At 65.8% G+C, this 16976-nt stretch carries 17 protein-coding genes; 5 read left to right on the top strand and 12 right to left on the bottom strand.

Annotation, left to right across the window (positions count from 1 at the left end):
• The first annotated feature begins 241 nt into the window (after positions 1 to 241).
• Positions 242 to 3736 carry a carboxylic acid reductase gene (car, locus tag M1248_RS23225; protein WP_317149848.1) on the top strand — a complete coding sequence of 1165 codons (3495 nt, stop codon included), beginning with the start codon at positions 242 to 244 and terminating at the stop codon, positions 3734 to 3736.
• Here car and M1248_RS23230 read toward each other — a convergent pair.
• The 5 genes from M1248_RS23230 to M1248_RS23250 all read right to left on the bottom strand — a co-directional run bounded on the left by M1248_RS23230 (position 3731) and on the right by M1248_RS23250 (position 6786).
• A complete protein-coding gene (locus M1248_RS23230; protein WP_317149849.1) occupies positions 3731 to 4117 on the bottom strand; it encodes a DUF1304 domain-containing protein in 387 nt (128 codons plus the stop codon). The two genes, car and M1248_RS23230, sit on opposite strands and share 6 nt — an antisense overlap.
• Before the next feature lie 11 nt (positions 4118 to 4128).
• A complete protein-coding gene (gene ruvB, locus M1248_RS23235; RefSeq protein ID WP_163726996.1) occupies positions 4129 to 5199 on the bottom strand; it encodes a Holliday junction branch migration DNA helicase RuvB in 1071 nt (356 codons plus the stop codon).
• Positions 5196 to 5783, bottom strand: coding sequence for a Holliday junction branch migration protein RuvA (gene ruvA, locus M1248_RS23240; protein ID WP_163726993.1), 588 nt, complete (start codon positions 5781 to 5783; stop codon positions 5196 to 5198). Before ruvA ends, ruvB begins: the two co-directional genes overlap by 4 nt.
• Positions 5780 to 6346: a crossover junction endodeoxyribonuclease RuvC gene (gene ruvC / locus M1248_RS23245; protein WP_163726990.1), complete on the bottom strand. Its 567-nt coding sequence runs from the start codon at positions 6344 to 6346 to the stop codon at positions 5780 to 5782. The genes ruvA and ruvC overlap by 4 nt, the downstream gene beginning before the upstream one ends.
• A gap of 131 nt (positions 6347 to 6477) precedes the next feature.
• Positions 6478 to 6786: a hypothetical protein gene (locus M1248_RS23250; RefSeq protein ID WP_163726988.1), complete on the bottom strand. Its 309-nt coding sequence runs from the start codon at positions 6784 to 6786 to the stop codon at positions 6478 to 6480.
• Positions 6787 to 6926: 140 nt separating this feature from the next.
• Between M1248_RS23250 and M1248_RS23255 the strand changes: the two genes are divergently transcribed.
• Complete coding sequence (locus M1248_RS23255; RefSeq protein ID WP_163726985.1) at positions 6927 to 8150, top strand: mechanosensitive ion channel family protein; 1224 nt, start codon at positions 6927 to 6929, stop codon at positions 8148 to 8150.
• On the opposite strand, the gene M1248_RS23260 is transcribed toward M1248_RS23255, so the two are convergent.
• On the bottom strand, positions 8108 to 8731 hold the full coding sequence (locus tag M1248_RS23260) for a TetR/AcrR family transcriptional regulator (RefSeq protein ID WP_163726983.1): 624 nt from the start codon (positions 8729 to 8731) through the stop codon (positions 8108 to 8110). The two genes, M1248_RS23255 and M1248_RS23260, sit on opposite strands and share 43 nt — an antisense overlap.
• A gap of 66 nt (positions 8732 to 8797) precedes the next feature.
• On the opposite strand from M1248_RS23260, the gene M1248_RS23265 reads away from it, so the two are divergent.
• Positions 8798 to 9625, top strand: a complete 828-nt coding sequence (locus tag M1248_RS23265; RefSeq protein ID WP_317149850.1) for an alpha/beta hydrolase — start codon at positions 8798 to 8800, stop codon at positions 9623 to 9625.
• A gap of 5 nt (positions 9626 to 9630) precedes the next feature.
• Here M1248_RS23265 and M1248_RS23270 read toward each other — a convergent pair whose 3' ends face one another.
• The 3 genes from M1248_RS23270 to M1248_RS23280 all read right to left on the bottom strand — a co-directional run bounded on the left by M1248_RS23270 (position 9631) and on the right by M1248_RS23280 (position 11490).
• Positions 9631 to 10389 (bottom strand): YebC/PmpR family DNA-binding transcriptional regulator, encoded by a 759-nt coding sequence (locus M1248_RS23270; RefSeq protein ID WP_163685809.1) that lies wholly within the window; start codon positions 10387 to 10389, stop codon positions 9631 to 9633.
• Between the two features lie 70 nt (positions 10390 to 10459).
• Positions 10460 to 10891, bottom strand: coding sequence for a hypothetical protein (locus M1248_RS23275; protein WP_232076481.1), 432 nt, complete (start codon positions 10889 to 10891; stop codon positions 10460 to 10462).
• 2 nt (positions 10892 to 10893) lie between these two features.
• Complete coding sequence (locus M1248_RS23280; protein ID WP_317149851.1) at positions 10894 to 11490, bottom strand: TetR family transcriptional regulator; 597 nt, start codon at positions 11488 to 11490, stop codon at positions 10894 to 10896.
• A 62-nt stretch (positions 11491 to 11552) separates the two neighbouring features.
• On the opposite strand from M1248_RS23280, the gene M1248_RS23285 reads away from it, so the two are divergent.
• Positions 11553 to 13271 carry a CocE/NonD family hydrolase gene (locus M1248_RS23285; protein ID WP_317149852.1) on the top strand — a complete coding sequence of 573 codons (1719 nt, stop codon included), beginning with the start codon at positions 11553 to 11555 and terminating at the stop codon, positions 13269 to 13271.
• A 59-nt stretch (positions 13272 to 13330) separates the two neighbouring features.
• Positions 13331 to 14542: an acyl-CoA dehydrogenase family protein gene (locus tag M1248_RS23290; RefSeq protein WP_163726972.1), complete on the top strand. Its 1212-nt coding sequence runs from the start codon at positions 13331 to 13333 to the stop codon at positions 14540 to 14542.
• Positions 14543 to 14593: 51 nt separating this feature from the next.
• On the opposite strand, the gene pdxT is transcribed toward M1248_RS23290, so the two are convergent.
• The 3 genes from pdxT to pdxS are packed head-to-tail and all read right to left on the bottom strand — an operon-like array spanning position 14594 to position 16964.
• Positions 14594 to 15178, bottom strand: coding sequence for a pyridoxal 5'-phosphate synthase glutaminase subunit PdxT (pdxT, locus tag M1248_RS23295; protein ID WP_317149853.1), 585 nt, complete (start codon positions 15176 to 15178; stop codon positions 14594 to 14596).
• Entirely contained in the window at positions 15175 to 16011 is an 837-nt protein-coding gene (gene tesB / locus M1248_RS23300; RefSeq protein WP_163685815.1) for an acyl-CoA thioesterase II, read from the bottom strand. The genes pdxT and tesB overlap by 4 nt, the downstream gene beginning before the upstream one ends.
• A 44-nt stretch (positions 16012 to 16055) precedes the next feature.
• On the bottom strand, positions 16056 to 16964 hold the full coding sequence (gene pdxS / locus M1248_RS23305; RefSeq protein ID WP_163726966.1) for a pyridoxal 5'-phosphate synthase lyase subunit PdxS: 909 nt from the start codon (positions 16962 to 16964) through the stop codon (positions 16056 to 16058).
• Positions 16965 to 16976: the final 12 nt, after the last annotated feature.

The raw sequence follows: 16976 nt of genomic DNA on the forward strand, positions 1-16976 counted from the left end.
GGGCGTGGAATACCCGAACGGCGAGCGCCGTAATCCGCTGCACCGGGTCAAAAGCAGCGCCTCGTCGAGGCTGTGATGAAAGCCACCGGGGCGACGCAACCGCCTCACCTGCAATCACCTGCCGCTCACAGGCAACTACCAGCAAGCTGACGGAATAGCTTTAGCTTTGCTAACGATCCTTCTACTAGTGGGCTCGACGAAGCGCCCGACCAAATCATTTGTGTTATCGAAGGGTTCCTCGATGTCCACTGATACTCGTGAAGAGCGCCTTGCGCGACGCATCGCAGACCTAACCGCCACCGACCCCCAGTTCGCCGCGGCCAAACCCGATCCGGCCGTCAGCCAGGCAATCGAGAATCCCGAGCTGTCGCTGGATGCCGTCGTGCGAACCGTGTTGGAGGCCTACGCCGACCGTCCCGCCCTCGGGGAGCGCGCCGTCGACTACGTAGAAGACCGTCGGGGTCGCACCTCCGCCAAGCTTCTGCCCCACTACAACACCATCACGTATCACGAACTGGACGACCGCATCAGCTCGTTGACCAGGGCCCTCACCGATGTGCATCCGGGTGACCGCGTGGCGATTCTGGGATTCGGCAGCATCGACTACACGGTCATCGATGTCGCAACCATTCCGTTGGGCGCCATCGCGGTGCCACTTCAGACAAGCGCTCCCTTGACGGCGCTGCGACCCATCGTCGCCGAAACCGAGCCTGCCGTCATCGCGTCGAGCATCGACTACCTCGATGACGCAGCCGAACTCGTCCTGACGGGCTACGCGCCGTCCAGCCTCGTTGTCTTCGACTACGACCCGGAGATCACCGACCACCGCGATGCGTACGATGCCCTGCGCGCACGGCTCGCCGACGCCAATAGCACGGTCGTGGTGGAGACCTTGCAGGATGCGTTGGAGCGCGGAAAGACGTTGCCCGCCAGGCCTGCCGCCCATCGTGAGGCCGACGACATGGCACTCCTGATCTACACGTCCGGCAGCACCGGTGTGCCGAAGGGCGCCATCTACACCCGGAATATGACCGGGAAGTTGTGGCGGCCGGCGAGCTGGGGCTGGGCCGACAGCGCGGAACCGTCGATCGTGCTGAGCTTCATGCCGATGAGCCATGTCATGGGTCGATCGGGCCTCTTCGGTGCGCTATCCCACGGAGGCACCGCGTATTTCGCGGCCAATAGCGACCTGTCGACCTTCCTCGACGACCTGGCCCTGGTGCGACCCACGCAGCTGTCATTTGTCCCCCGCGTCTGGGACATGCTGTCCGCGGAGGTGCGCAGCCAGCTCGACCGTCATGCATCTGAAGGCACCGACACCAAGTCGGACGCCGAGTTTCTCGCGGATGTGCGCGCGGCTGTGCTCGGCGACCGCTACCTGACCGCGGTCACCGGATCGGCGCCAACGTCTTCGGACCTCAAGGCGTGGGTCGAGTCGTTCCTGGACCTGGATCTGCTCGACGGCTACGGCTCGACCGAGGCCGGCGGAGTCCTGCTCAACGGGCAGATCAAGAGGCCCCCTGTCATCGACTACAAGCTCGCGGATGTCCCCGATCTCGGCTATTTCAGCACCGATCGTCCTCATCCCCGAGGCGAACTGCTGCTCAAGACCGTCAACATGTTTCCCGGGTACTACCGGCGTCCCGAAGTCACCGCCGAGGTGTTCGACGAGGAGGGCTTCTACCGAACCGGCGACGTCGTGGCCGAGCTCGGGCCGGATCGACTGCAGTACGTCGATCGGCGCAACTTCGTGCTCAAACTGTCCCAAGGCGAGTTCGTCACCGCCTCCAAGCTGGAAGCGGTCTTCGAAACCAGCCCGCTGGTGCGGCAGATCTACATCTACGGCAACAGCGCCCGCTCCTACTTGTTGGCCGTGATCGTGCCGACACCCGAGGCGTTGTCCCAGCACGACACGTCCGAATTGCGCGTACTGATCAGCGAGTCGCTGGCTGATGTCGCCAAGGAGGCAGATCTCCAGTCGTTCGAGGTGCCACGCGACTTCATCTTGGAGACAACGGCGTTCACGCTCGAGAACGGTCTGCTGACCGGCATTCGCAAGCTGGCACGACCCAAGCTGAAGGAGATCTACGGCCCGCAGCTGGAGGAACTGTACGAGGATCTGGCTCGGGGTCAGGCGGCCGAGCTGCGCGAGCTGCGGCAAGGCGGCGCGACTCGGCCGGTAATCGAGACCGTCACTCGGGCGGCCGCTGCGCTGTTGGGCAGCGCGGCTTCGGACTTGTCACCCGATGCACACTTCACAGATCTGGGCGGGGATTCGTTGTCGGCGTTGACTTTTGCCAACCTGCTACGCGAGATCTTTTTTGTCGAGGTTCCGGTGGGCGTGATCGTCAGCCCCGCCAACGACCTAGCGGCGCTGGCCGAGTACATCGAAACAGAACGATCCGGTAGCACCCGTCCGACGTTCGCGTCCGTCCACGGGCGCGGAGCCAACGAGATCCACGCCCGCGATCTGACGCTGGGCAAGTTCCTCGATGCCCACACCCTGACGAACGCGCCGGCACTGCCCTACCCCCGCCAGGAGGTACGCACCGTGCTGCTGACGGGCGCGACCGGTTTCCTCGGCCGCTACCTCGCACTGGACTGGCTGGAACGGATGAGCCTCGTCGGCGGCAAGGTGATCACTCTGGTTCGCGCCAAGGACGACGCGACGGCGCGGCAGCGCCTGGACGAAACCTTCGACAGCGGCGATCCCGCCTTGCTCGATCACTACCGGCGTTTGGCTTCAGGGCATTTGGAGGTGCTTGCGGGCGACAAAGGCGAACCCGGGTTCGGGCTCGACGAAACGACCTGGCAGCGGCTCGCCGACACCGTCGACCTGATCGTGGATCCGGCCGCACTGGTCAACCACGTCCTGCCCTACGACCAGTTGTTCGGTCCCAACGTCGTCGGCACCGCGGAACTCATCCGGCTGGCGCTGACCACGAAGTTGAAGCCGTTTGTGTACCTGTCGACCGTCGGTGTCGGCGATCAGATCGAACCGACGGCATTTGTCGAAGACGCCGACGTGCGCCAGAGCAGCGCGACACGCGTGGTCAACGACAACTACGCAAACGGCTACGCAAACAGCAAGTGGGCGGGCGAGGTGCTGCTGCGCGAAGCGCACGATCTGAGCGGTCTGCCGGTCCAGGTGTTCCGGTGCGACATGATCCTCGCGGAGCCGAAATACGCCGGCCAGCTCAACGTGCCCGATATGTTCACCCGACTGATGCTCAGCCTGGTGGCTACCGGTATCGCACCGGATTCGTTCTACGAACTGGACGCCGCGGGCCATCGCCAGCGGGCCCACTACGACGGTCTACCAGTCGATTTCATCGCCGACGCGATCTCCACGCTAGGGGCACACCACATCCACGGGTTCGAGACCTTTCACGTGATGAACCCGCACGACGACGGTGTCGGTCTCGATGAGTTCGTGGACTGGCTGGTCGATGCCGGGTATCCGATCGACCGGGTCGCGGACTACGGCCAGTGGCTGCAGCGGTTCGAGATGAGCATGCGGGGCCTACCAGACCGCCAGCGTCAGGCCTCGCTGTTGCCGTTGCTCCACAGTTACGCGCAGCCCGCCAGGCCGCTTCTCGGTTCGTTCGCGACGACCGACCGATTCCGCGCCGCGGTGCAGGACGCGAAAATCGGCCCGGATAAGGACATTCCACACGTCACGGCCGAGATCATCGTCAAGTACATCACCGACCTGCAGCTGTTGGGTCTGCTATAGCGTCAGCCCGATGATGAGCAGGATGATCGCGATCAACGGCAGGATTCCTTGTGTCACAGCGGCGCGCGCCTTATCGGGAGAGGACAGCAGCAGCACCAGCGCCGCGGCAAGCATGGAACCGGTGCCGGCGAAGATCAGCGCGAGGCCGATGTAGTTGTGGCCGAGTCCGCCGATGACGATGCCCGTCACGGTGACGATCGCCAGAAACAGGTTGTAGAAACCCTGGTTGAACGCCATCTCCTTGGTGGCCAGCGCCTCCTCCTCGGTGATGCCGAAGGTTGCTCTGGTGCGCTTGGAGGTCCACGTCAGTGACTCCATCACCCAGATGTAGACGTGCAGCAAGGCCGCCAGAGCGGCGAAGAAGAGTCCCGCGAACCCCATGTCACTGCCTCCTATTCGAACAGGCCGGGCTGCCCGAAACCGGTCGCTCCGGCCGGGGGTGTCATTCCGAGATGGGTCCAGGCCTGTGCGGTGGCGACGCGCCCGCGCGGCGTGCGGGCGATCATGCCGGCACGCACCAGGAACGGCTCGCACACCTCCTCGACCGTCGTGGCTTCCTCCCCCACCGCGACCGCCAGCGTCGACACCCCGACGGGGCCACCACCGAAACTACGTGTGAGTGCGGACAATACGGCCCGGTCGAGGCGGTCCAACCCCAGCTCGTCGACGTCGTACACCGCCAGCGCGGACTTCGCGATGTCACGGGTGATGACACCGTCGGCGCGTACTTCGGCGAAGTCGCGTACCCGTCGCAACAACCGGTTGGCGATACGCGGAGTCCCGCGCGAGCGCCGCGCGACTTCGGCACCCGCGTCGCTCTGGAGTTCGATACCGAGGATGCCGGCCGACCGCGTCAGCACCCTCTCGAGTTCCGCCGGTTCGTAGAAGTCCATGTGCGCGGTGAAGCCGAACCTGTCACGCAGCGGACCTGTCAGCGCCCCCGAACGGGTCGTGGCGCCGACGAGGGTGAACGGCGCGACCTCGAGCGGAATGGAGGTGGCACCCGGCCCCTTGCCGACCACGACATCGACGCGAAAGTCCTCCATCGCGAGGTACAGCATTTCCTCGGCGGGCCTGGCGATGCGGTGTATCTCGTCGATGAACAGCACGTCGTGCTCGACGAGATTCGACAGCATGGCCGCCAGGTCGCCCGCCCGTTCCAGCGCGGGTCCGGAGGTGACCCGCAGCGAGGTTCCGAGCTCGGCGGCGATGATCATCGCCAGCGAGGTCTTGCCCAGCCCCGGCGGGCCGGACAGCAGGATGTGATCCGGCGTGCCACCGCGGTTCTTCGCGCCCTCGAGAACCAGCTGCAGCTGCTCGCGGACGCGGGGCTGACCGATGAACTCACCGAGCGATCGCGGCCGCAGACTGGCGTCGATGTCCCCCTCGCCGACAGTCAAGGCGGCCGACACCTCCCTGTCGGCGGTGTCGCCGGGTTCCGCGTCCTCGAAGCGACCGCTCACTTCTTACCCAACATGGACAGCGCCAGGCGCAGCGCACTGGTGGTGCTGGCTTCCGGGTCATTGGCGAGCACCTTGTCGGTGGCCTCTTCGGCCTGCTTGAGCGCAAAGCCAAGGCCGACAAGCGCTTCGACGACAGGGCCGCGCACGGCATGTCCGTTCATCGCGGGGGCGCCGGACGGTGTGTTGGCCCCCATCTTGTCGCGCAGGCTCAGCGCCATCAGCTCGGCGGTCTTCTTGCCGACCTTCGGGATCCGGGTCAGCGCGGTGATGTCGGCGTCGGCGATGGCACGGCGCAGCGTGGGTCCGTCGTACATCGCCAGTGCGCCCAGCGCGATGCTTGGCCCGATACCGGACACCGCGAGCAGCGTCAGAAACAGGTTGCGGGCGTCGGCGTCGGAAAAGCCGTACAGCGTCATCGAATCCTCGCGCACGATCATCGCGGTGATGAGCCGGGCTTCGTCGCCGCGGTGCAGCGTCGCCAGCGTGGTCGGCGTCGCCATCACTTTGTATCCGACACCCGCAGCCTCGATGACAACGTGATCGAGAGCTATGTCGAGGACCTCTCCGCGAACGGATGCAATCATCGTGCCGCCTTTGCCTTCGCCTTGATCGTGGCCTGGTACTTGCGTTGCTGCTCGGCTGCCATGGCCTCGGCCGCGGCCATTCGCGCGATCATCGGAGCCCGCCAGCAATGACAGATCGCCAATGCCAGCGCGTCGGCCGCGTCGGCGGGCGTCGGCTTCGCCTGTAGGGCAAGGATTTTGGTGACCATCGTGGTGACCTGCGCCTTATCGGCCCGCCCGTTTCCGGTGACGGCGGCCTTCACCTCGCTGGGTGTGTGGAAATACACGTCGATGTCGCGCCTGGCGGCGGCAAGCGCAATGACACCGCCGGCCTGCGCGGTGCCCATCGCTGTGTTCGCGTTCTGGTTGGCGAAGACGCGCTCGATCGCGATGACGTCGGGGCGGTGGGTGTCCATCCAGTACTCGACGGTGTCGCTGATGGTGAGCAACCGGCGGTGCAGCGGCTCGTCGGACGGGGTGCGGACGACGTCGACGTCCAGCGCGATGACGCGCCGCCCGGTGCCGCCCTCGATGACGGACAGCCCGCACCGCGTCAACCCAGGGTCGACACCCATCACCCGCACGTGGCAGCTCCTTGCCTGTGAACACCTGTTCGAAGAGCTTAGCGTCGGCAGCGGACACCTCAGGGTCTCGACACGCCCCCATCACCGGGTGGACTGCCCGGCGCAGCGGAGAGTCGAGGCGTCGTGCACGGCTAGATCACCATGTGCCCTGAACGGCCGCCGGAAGCGACCTCGCGTGCGATCTCGTCGACGCGGCGCTTGGACCCGTTCCATCCGCGCACGAGCTCCCGGCCCACCTGATGGCCGTTGCGCTCGACGGTGATCACCCACCGCACACCGCAGAACTTGGCCAGCAACCAGAAGGGCCACAGCAGCGCGAACACGATGCCGATGAGCACCTCGAACATGCCGAACGTGAGGTCAAGCGCGTCGCCCGGAAACGGCCACATCCGCCGGTTGATCGACCAGACGGTGCCGTTGGGGTCTGTGAGAACTGCCACGTCGATTATTTTCCTTGCAGGACCGGGTATTCCGCGCGTTCAACGCGGCAAATCGCGACGCGTCGATGTGACGACGCCGGTGCGCGACGCTACCGTCGCGAAGAGACCCGACCTCGACTCAGTGGAGCTGATCTCACCCAATGCCCGACGAGAACGAACTGGAAACCGCAACAAATCTCGCCGTCACCTTCGCGTGGGCCGCAGGCGCCATGGTCGCCGCGTACCTGTTGGGAGTGGTGCTGACCTGGGCGCTGGGCCGCATCGGTCGCCGTAGTGCCATGCTCTGCGACGTCGCCGAACTCACGCGGATGCCGGTGCGGTTCACGCTGATGGTCGCTGCGGCGTCCATCTCGGTGCAGCGGACGTCGGATCCGGCCGACTCCTGGCGCAGGATGGTCGACCATTCGCTGGTGATCCTGCTGATCCTGGGGGTGACCTGGCTGCTCACCGGCCTCGTCCGGGTCGCGGAACGGCGCATGATCGCCAGATTCGGCGGTGGCGGTGAGCAGATCTCCGACGCCGATCGCCGCTGGCGACGGGTTCGCACGCAGGTCACGGTCCTGCGCAGGCTCGCGATCGCCATCGTGGTGGTCTTCGGCGGCGCCGCGGTACTGATGACGTTCCCGGCGTTCTCCGATATCGGGACCACGGTGTTCGCGTCGGCCGGCGTCCTGTCCGTCGTCGCGGGTCTGGCGGCGCAAACCTCTCTCGGCGCGGTGTTCGCAGGTATGCAGATCGCGTTCTCCGGCGCCATCCGCGTCGGCGACGTCGTCCAACTCGAGAACGGCCAATGGTGGGGTCGCGTCGAGGAGATCACCCTGAGTTACGTCGTGGTGCGCCTCTGGGACGAGCGCCGCCTCGTGCTGCCGTCGACGTACTTCACGACGGAACCGTTCGAGAACTGGACCCGCAGCGACACCGAGATCATGGGCAGCGTCGAGTTCGACGTGGACTTCTCCGTGCCGTTCGACGACATGCGTGCCGAACTGGACCGGCTGCTCGCAGAGAGTGAGTTGTGGGACGGCAGGCGTGGCGTCCTGCAGGTGACCGACGCCGTGGGCGGCATGGTGCGGGTACGAATCGTGGTCAGCGCCCCGAACGCCGGCGCGCTGTTCGACCTCCGGTGCAATGTGCGCGAGGGCATGGTGGATTGGGTTCAGCATCGGCAGGTGCTGCCGACCCAGCGCATCGAACCCGCCGCGCCCACTGAACCACGCAAGCGCAGCGACGAAGACGGCGCGACGCCTCGAGTGGCGTCCGGCATGTTCTCGGGCAGCCCCGAAGCCGAGGAACGCGCCAGGGCTTTCGATGAGCACGCCGACTACGACGACGAGTTCGCCCGGTCCTCCAACGGCAGCCGCTGAGCCGGCTCGGCCAAGGCGATGCCCCGGTATTGCGGGCCCAGCGTCGCGCCCGCGGCCAGCAGCGGCGCGGTATCGCGCATCGTCCGCGCCAACACGAACGCGCCCTCCAATGCGCCGATGAGCGCCAAGGTCACCTCGCGCGCCAACTGTGGCGCCAGACCGCGGGCGGCAAAGTAGGCGGCACCGCCGTCGATCCAGCCCCGGAACACCGCGGCTGAGGTCTCGCGCAGTTCTTCGACGGTGTCGGCCACCTCAGCGGCGACGCTGGCGACCGGGCACATATTCGCGAACCCTGTCGCGGCCATGTCCTGCGCGGCCTGGGCAAAGACGCCCTCGAACGCCTGGCCGAGGTCGTTGTATTCGTCGATGAGCGTCGGGATGAGTAGCCCGTACGCCGCTCCCGCGTTGATCAGCGCTTCACGCGCGATCTGCACCTTGCCGCCGCGGAAGTGGTGGTACAGCGAGCCGATCGGCGCACCCGAGGCCTGGGCGATGTCTTTCATGCCCACCGCCGCGTACCCGCGGTGCCGCATCAGCTCCGCGGCGGCGGTGAGGATCGATTCGCGCGTGGATCTTGCCATTGACGCCTCCTGCGGACAGACTAGAGCATACGTTCTAGAATCAACGTTCTAATGAGAGGAATAGAGATGGAAATCCTCCTGCCTTCCGGGACCATCGAATACCGCGAGGAAGGCGACCCGGACGGCCCGCCGGTCGTGCTGTTGCACGGTCTGCTGATGAACGACACACAGTGGGACCTCGCCCTACCGCACCTGCCGGCCGGCTACCGCTACCTGCTGCCGGTGCTGCCGATCGGCGGGCACCGCATCCCGATGCGCGACGATGCCGATCTCACGATGCCCGGCATGGTCGACGTCGTCGCCGATTTCCTCGACGCACTGGATCTCACCGACGTCACGCTCGTGGTGTCCGACTGGGGCGGTCCGCTGTTCCTCACCGACGTCGGGCGCGACAAACGCATCGCCCGACTCGTGATCTGCCCGTCAGAGGCGTATGACAACTTCCCTCCCGGGTTCCCCGGCAAGGTCACCTGGGTCGGCACTCGCACCACCGGGACCGTCAAGATGGCGATGCAGCAGTTGCGCATCGGCTGGCTCCGTCGCCGCTTCTTCCTCTTCGGCATGATGGCCGCCAAGCCCATCCCCCAGCACATCATCGAGGCGTGGACGAATCCGGGAATCGCCGACGTGCGGATTCGCCGCGACCTGCTCAAGTACGCACGGACCAGGTTCGACAAGTCCTCGCTCGTGCGCGCGACCAACCGGCTCGCGGACTTCTCGGGCGACGTGCTGGTGCTGTGGAGCCGCAATCGTGTGATGCCCGTCGCGCACGCTGAGGCCTTGGCCGAATTGACCGGTGGCACTTTGCGTTACGTCGACGATGCCAAGGTACTGATCATGCTCGATCAGCCCGAGGAAACCGCCCGGGCAATCGGCGAGTTCCTCAAGGGCTGACGCGACTATCCCTCGTCGTCGAGTTGAGCCGCGACGTCGTCGGGAATGTCCATGTTGGTGAAGACATCCTGGACGTCGTCGCTGTCTTCGAGCGCGTCGACGAGCTTGAGCACCTTGCGTGCGCCGTCGAGGTCGACCGGCACCGTCACCGACGGCTGGAAGCTGGCCTCCGCGGACTCGTAGTCGATGCCAGCCTCCTGTAGCGCGGTACGGACGGCGACGAGATCGGTTGGTTCGCAGATGATCTCGAAGCTGTCATCGAGGTCGTTGATCTCTTCGGCGCCGGCTTCGAGCACGGCGGTCAGCACGTCATCCTCGGTCTGACCGTTCTTCTCCAGGGTCACGACGCCCTTGCGGGAGAACAGATAGGCCACCGAACCCGGATCGGCCATGTTGCCGCCGTTGCGGGTCATCGCGACGCGCACCTCGCCCGCCGCGCGGTTGCGGTTGTCGGTGAGGCACTCGACCAGCACCGCGACACCGTTGGGCCCGTAGCCCTCGTAGGTGATGTTCTGGTAATCGGCGCCACCGGCTTCTTCCCCGGCGCCGCGCTTGCGGGCGCGCTCGATGTTGTCGTTCGGGACCGACGATTTCTTCGCCTTCTGGATCGCGTCGTAGAGCGTCGGGTTCCCGGCAGGGTCACCGCCGCCGACTCGCGCGGCCACTTCGACGTTCTTGATCAGTTTCGCGAAGTTCTTGCCGCGGCGTGCGTCGATGACGGCCTTCTTGTGCTTTGTGGTCGCCCACTTGGAATGGCCGCTCATGCGTGTACTACCCGCTTCCTAACAGTCGTGCTCAAGCTTCGACCGACGAGTCTACGTGGACGTTTGCGCCCTATCGAACCGCGTCGGGAGGGGTGAGCGCGACGACGCGGTAGCCGATGCCTGCCGGCCAGCCGATGTTCGCCCGCAGCGCCAGCTGAATCCAGGTCGGTGAACCCGAGGGATCGTCGGCGAATGCCGCAGTGGCATCGACGATGGCGCTCGATTCGCCCCCGGAGCCGCGCAATACGACCGAGGCGCTGAGCACCGCGTCGCCGAGCGCGCCGCGGTCATACGGCAGGCTGTCCGGCACGAAGAACGTTGACTCGAACGAGGTGCGGCGGAAGCCCCGCGGGGCGTGCGGAGAGCGTTGCAGGGTCAACCCATTGATGAGCGGCTTGCCGTCGAACCACGCTGTGCCGACGTATTCGGTGCGCCTGGCCTCTCCGCCGTGAGGTAGGCGCACGATCGTGTCGATTCGTGGTTGCGGTTCGAGCTCGACCATCGTCACGTGAGGTCCCCCTGGACGTAGTGCTGCAGATTCGGCGCGACCGCGGCGACGAGTTCGTCGTCGGCCATGGACGCGACCGGTTCGATCTTCCAGACGAACCGCATCATCGCCAACCCCATGATCTGCGAGGAGATCAGACCGCTGCGCACCAGGCGATCCCGCTCGTCGACACCGAGCTGCGAGACCCCCATGAGGCTGCTCTCGACGACTCGGCGCAACTTCTCGCGCGTTGCCTCGTCGTGGGCGGCGGTGAGCAGAACGGCGCGCAGCACGGGGCCGATCTCCTCGTCGGCCCACGCACCCAGCATCAGCCGCAGCAGCGCGGCACCCAACTCGTCCACGGGCGTGGCCCACGTGTTGGCGACGCTCTCCAACCAGCGCTGCGGCGGGTTGGTCGAGGCGTCGAGCAGCGCCTCCTTGGAGCCGAAGTAGTGATACACGAGCGCGGGGTCGACGTCGGCCGCCCTCGCCACGGCCCTGATCGTCGTGCCGGCCCACCCGTGCTGGGCGAATTCCTCTCGGGCGGCCGCGAGGATGCGCGCGGACAGCACCCCCCGCTCGTCGCGGGGTCCGGGCGGTGCGTTCTTCGGCACGGTCGACAGCCTAGCAAAGTTTCACGTTGCGTTGAGACTAGTTTCAACGTAGCGTGAAACTCATGACCGAGCGCCACCTCAACGGGCCGCAGACCACCGGGCGTGACTACCGGAACCTCAGCCGGCCGCAGTTCGAGATCCGCAACGACGACAACACCCAGGTGCCGATGCGCGACGGCGTGACCCTGCTGGCCGACGTCCACCGCCCCAAGGCGGACGGCAAGTACCCGGCGCTGATCGCCGCGTCGCCCTATCCGCGTCAGATGCAGGACTTCGGTGCGCCCGCAGGGTTCATCGAGGCCGGCGCCACCGACTTCTGGGTATCGCGCGGATACGTCCACGTGATCGCGAACGTTCGCGGGACTGGCGGGTCCGGGGGCACCTTTGCATTCTTCGACCCGCAGGAACGCCAGGACATGTACGACCTCGTCGAATGGGCCGCCGCCCAACCCTGGTGTGACGGCAACGTCGGGATGATCGGCATCAGCTACTTCGCGATGACCCAACTCGAAGCGGCCGTTGAGAAGCCACCGCATCTCAAGGCGATCTTCCCCGTCGCAGTCACCGCGGATCTGTACGAGGCTGCCGCCCACCACGGCCTGGTCAGCACGTCCTTCATCACGCCATTCCTGTCGATGATGGGTCTGACATCTGATCGCAGCGACGGCTTCTGGCGCCGCAACCCCGCAATCGCCCTGGCGCGCAAGGTGCTCAACGCGCCGCCCCTGCATCGCAAGTTCGCGACCATGAACGGTGAGGCCGCGGTGACGATGATGCGCGCGCTGCTGAAGCTGCCGCACAGCCCCCATCCGTGGGACGACCTGTGGCTGGACACCGTCGTCAAGCATCCGGTGCGCGATGACTGGTGGGAGGCGCGAAACCTGTTACCGCTCTTGAAGAACATCGACATCCCGGTATATCTGGGTTGCGACTGGGAGAACGTGCCGTTACACCTGCCGTCGACCTTCGCCGCATGGGAAGCGTTGGCGGACAACCCGAATGTCCGGATGGCGCTGCTCGGGCCGTTCGGCCTCACCTGGCCATGGGAAAGCCTCCATCACGAGGCACTGGCGTGGTACGACCATTGGCTCAAGGGATACGACACCGGCGTCATGGACGGATCGCCGATCCGATACGTGCTGCCCGGCGCCGAATGCTGGCACACCGCCGACCAATGGCCGCCCGCCGCGACGTCTCTCACTGAATTCGCGCTGCGCGCCGACGGGACGCTCGATACCGCAGAAGGCACGCCCGGTCGCCGGGAGTACCTCACCCTCGGCGCGGGCCTCAACCGGGCGAAGGCCAGCCCCATCGACCCTCCTTCGCAGCTGAGATGGACCAGCGCGCCGCTGACCGCGACGATCGATGTCGTCGGCGATGCGGAACTGCGCCTCGTCGCGTCGGCCACCGCCTTCGATACGGCGTGGATAGCGACGCTCGAGCACGTCGCCGCCGACGGAACCACCAGCGAGGTGACGGCCGGATGGCTCAGGGCGAGCCTGCGCGACGTGGACGAAGACGCAAGCCGCCCGGGAGCACCGGCGCTGCCGTGCCGGCGGTTCATCCCGGTGCCGATCGGCGAAGAGGTCGAGTATCGGATTCCGTTGGTGCCCAACGCCCGCCGCTTCGCTGCCGGGGATCGCATCCGACTTACCCTCACCAGTGACGATCAGGACCCGAACACCCCCGTGATCATGAATTTTCGGCACGCGAGTGTGGGAACCAGCAGCTTGAATACGGTGTCGTCCGCGTCTCGGCTGGTGCTGTCGGTCCAGGGCTGAGGTGTTAGGTCGAACACACACGTCTTTCGCTGTATCTTACTCCGGAGTAAGATACAGGTATGTCGTTCGACCTCGAACTGTCAGCCGACCTCGTCCACATTCGCGACTGGGTCCACGAATTTGCCACCGACGTGATCCGGCCGGCCGCCGCCGAATGGGATGAGCGCGAAGAGACACCGTGGCCGATCATCCAGGAGGCCGCAAAGGTCGGCGTTTACTCGATGGAGTTCTTCGCCGAGCAGGCGGGCGAACCGTCCGGCCTTGGCATGCTCGTCGCGTTCGAGGAGATGTTCTGGGGCGACGCGGGAATCGCACTGTCGATCCTCGGCACCGGCCTGGCGGCCGCATCGCTGGCCGGCGGCGGGACGCCCGAGCAGATCGCCGAGTTCTTGCCACAGATGTTCGGCACAGTCGACGACCCCAAGGTCGGTTCCTTCTGTTCGTCGGAGCCGGGCGCCGGCTCGGATGTCGGCGCGATCTTGACGCGCGCACGCTACGACGAGGCAACCGACGAATGGGTGCTCAACGGCACGAAGACGTGGGCGACCAACGGCGGCATCGCCGAGGTGCATATCGTCGTCGCGTCGGTGTATCCCGAGCTGGGCAGCCGCGGTCAGGCGTCGTTCATCATCCCGCCCAACACCCCCGGATTCCGGCAGGGCCAGAAATTTCTCAAGCACGGCATCAGGGCATCGCACACCGCCGAGGTGGTGCTGGACGATGTCCGCATCCCCGGCCGCCTGATCATCGGTGGCAGAGAGAAATTCGAGGAGCGGATCGCGAAAGTCCGCGAGGGCAAGCGTTCGAAAGGGCAGGCCGCAATGGCCACCTTCGAGCGCACCCGCCCCACAGTCGGCGCGATGGCGGTCGGCGTGGCCCGTGCGGCATATGAGTACGCGCTGGACTACGCATTGCAGCGTGAGCAGTTCGGCCGCAAGATCGGCGAATTCCAGGCCATCGCATTCAAATTGGCCGACATGAAAGCTCGCATCGACGCTGCGCGCCTGCTCGTGTGGCGGGCGGGCTGGATGGCCCGTAACGGCAAACCGTTCGAGAACGCCGAGGGCTCGATGGCAAAGCTTGTCGCGAGCGAAACCGCCGTCTACGTTACCGACGAGGCGATCCAGATCCTCGGCGGCAATGGCTATACGCGTGAATATCCGGTCGAGCGGATGCATCGCGACGCCAAGATCTTCACCATCTTCGAAGGCACCAGCGAGATTCAGCGGCTGGTCATCGGTCGCGCGGTGACGGGTTTGCCCATCCGCTGATTGCGAATTCGGCGCGCGTATCGACCGCTACGGTTGCTATGCGCGCCCGATTCACAGTAAGTCGACGAAGAGTTGGTGGATGCGACGGTCGCCGGTCACCTCCGGGTGAAACGACGTCGCTAGCATCTTGCCCTGACGCACCGCGACGATATGGCCTGCGGCCTGCCCCAGCACCTCGACGTCCGGGCCGACGCGCTCGACCCACGGCGCACGGATGAACACCGCGTGCACGGGCTTCTCGAGACCCGTGAAGTCGATATCGTCCTCGAACGAATCCACCTGACGACCAAACGCGTTGCGTCGCACCGTCATATCGATCGCCTTCAACGGCGTTGCGTCACGCCCGGCGGTGCCGGCGTCCAAGATCTCGGTGGCAAGCAAAATCATGCCCGCGCACGACCCGTAGGCAGGCATACCGTCGGCCAACCTCGCGCGCAGTGGTTCGAGCAGCTCGAACTCCCGAAGCAGATGGCTCATCGTGGTGGACTCCCCGCCGGGGATCACCAGCGCGTCAACGGATTCCAGTTCGCGCAACCGGCGGACGGTCGAGGCCTCGGCGCCCGCGGCGCGCAACGCCGCAAGATGTTCGCGTGTGTCGCCCTGGAGCGCCAGCACGCCGACATGCGGGGTGCTCACGGCGTGAAGTCGCGCTTGTAGCGGGTGAGACCCTCCTGCATCACCGCCGCCACCATCTCACCGTCCTGGTTGAAGATCTTGCCCTGACACAGCGAACGGCCGCCCGACGCCGACGGCGACGACTGGTCGTACAGCAGCCATTCGTCAGCGCGGAACTGACGCATGAACCACATCGCATGATCCAGCGATGCGACCATCAGATGTCCGCGCTCGTCGGCGTGATGCACCTGCGCCGACCCGAGCAGCGTGAGGTCGCTCATGTAGGCCAGCGCGCAGATGTGCAGGACGTAATCGTCGGGCAGCGGATCGCGGTGGCGGAACCACACCTGCTGCTGTGACGCCTTGCCGGGTAGGCGGGTCAGCTTGTCCTGCGGCACGATTCGCACGTCCCACTCCGCGAACTGTTTGAACCCCGCGTCGTCGAATGCCTTGATGTCCGACAGCGCGGGCAGATCGTCAGGCGGCGCCGCCGACGGCACCGCGTCCTGATGCTCGATGCCGCTCTGATCGGTCTGGAACGACGCCGACATCGAGAAGATGTTCTCGCCGTGCTGGATCGCGTTGACGCGACGCGTCACGAAGGAACCGCCATCACGCAACCGCTCGACGATGTACACCGTCGGCGCCGTCGCATCTCCCGGCCGCAGGAAGTAGCCGTGCAACGAATGCACCTGGAACTCGGGGTTGACCGTGCGGACGGCGGACACCAGCGATTGGCCGGCCACATGGCCGCCGAACGTGCGCTGCAGGAATCCCGACTCGGGGCTCCACATGGTGCCGCGATAGATGTTGACCTCGAGTTGCTCGAGATCAAGGATCTGTTCGATCGACATGCGGTTATCGTTGCTCTTCGCGGAAACGGCTCATCGGATGGTTTCTACCAGCCGCGTTCGGCGAGCCGGTGCGGGGCCGCGACATCCTCCACGTTGATACCGACCATGGCCTCACCCAAGCCGCGCGACACCTTCGCCAGCACGTCGGGGTCGTCGTAGAAAGTGGTGGCCTTCACGATCGCGGCGGCGCGACCAGCCGGATCCCCGGACTTGAAGATGCCCGAACCGACGAACACTCCCTCGGCGCCGAGCTGCATCATCATCGCCGCGTCGGCCGGGGTCGCGATACCGCCGGCGGTGAACAGCGTGACCGGCAACTTGCCTGCCCGCGCCACCTCGACGACAAGATCGTAGGGCGCCTGCAATTCCTTTGCCGCCACGAACAACTCGTCCTCTGACAGCGACGTGAGGCGACGGATCTCACCGCCGATCGCGCGCATGTGGGTGGTCGCGTTGGACACATCTCCGGTGCCGGCCTCACCCTTGGAGCGGATCATCGCGGCGCCCTCGGTGATGCGGCGCAACGCCTCCCCCAGGTTGGTCGCACCGCACACGAACGGCACGGTGAACTTCCACTTGTCGACATGGTGGGTGTAGTCGGCGGGAGTGAGCACCTCGGATTCGTCGATGTAGTCGACACCCAGGCTCTGCAAGATCTGCGCCTCGACGAAATGCCCGATACGCACCTTGGCCATCACCGGGATGGTCACCGCTTCGATGATCCCCTCGATCAGATCGGGATCGCTCATCCGCGCGACCCCGCCCTGGGCCCGGATGTCAGCGGGCACCCGCTCGAGCGCCATGACGGCGACCGCGCCGGCTCCCTCGGCGATGCGGGCCTGCTCGGGGGTGACCACGTCCATGATGACGCCGCCCTTGAGCATCTCCGCCATCCCGCGCTTGACCCGGGCGGTTCCGGTTTGGGTCACCGACCCGTTAGGTGCGGTATCCACTGCTATCTCCTC

Source organism: Mycobacterium sp. 29Ha (genome assembly GCF_032883055.1).
Classification (GTDB): domain Bacteria; phylum Actinomycetota; class Actinomycetes; order Mycobacteriales; family Mycobacteriaceae; genus Mycobacterium; species Mycobacterium gallinarum.

Excerpts from the sequence above, each read along its gene's own strand:
- M1248_RS23255 (WP_163726985.1), top strand. The coding sequence starts at position 6,927 with ATGCCCGACGAGAACGAACTGGAAACCGCAACAAATCTCGCCGTCACC.
- ruvA (WP_163726993.1), bottom strand. The coding sequence starts at position 5,783 with ATGATTGCATCCGTTCGCGGAGAGGTCCTCGACATAGCTCTCGATCAC.
- tesB (WP_163685815.1), bottom strand. The coding sequence starts at position 16,011 with ATGTCGATCGAACAGATCCTTGATCTCGAGCAACTCGAGGTCAACATC.
- car (WP_317149848.1), top strand. The coding sequence starts at position 242 with ATGTCCACTGATACTCGTGAAGAGCGCCTTGCGCGACGCATCGCAGAC.
- M1248_RS23275 (WP_232076481.1), bottom strand. The coding sequence starts at position 10,891 with ATGGTCGAGCTCGAACCGCAACCACGAATCGACACGATCGTGCGCCTA.
- M1248_RS23265 (WP_317149850.1), top strand. The coding sequence starts at position 8,798 with ATGGAAATCCTCCTGCCTTCCGGGACCATCGAATACCGCGAGGAAGGC.
- M1248_RS23290 (WP_163726972.1), top strand. The coding sequence starts at position 13,331 with ATGTCGTTCGACCTCGAACTGTCAGCCGACCTCGTCCACATTCGCGAC.
- M1248_RS23230 (WP_317149849.1), bottom strand. The coding sequence starts at position 4,117 with ATGGGGTTCGCGGGACTCTTCTTCGCCGCTCTGGCGGCCTTGCTGCAC.
- M1248_RS23270 (WP_163685809.1), bottom strand. The coding sequence starts at position 10,389 with ATGAGCGGCCATTCCAAGTGGGCGACCACAAAGCACAAGAAGGCCGTC.
- M1248_RS23285 (WP_317149852.1), top strand. The coding sequence starts at position 11,553 with ATGACCGAGCGCCACCTCAACGGGCCGCAGACCACCGGGCGTGACTAC.
- M1248_RS23260 (WP_163726983.1), bottom strand. The coding sequence starts at position 8,731 with ATGGCAAGATCCACGCGCGAATCGATCCTCACCGCCGCCGCGGAGCTG.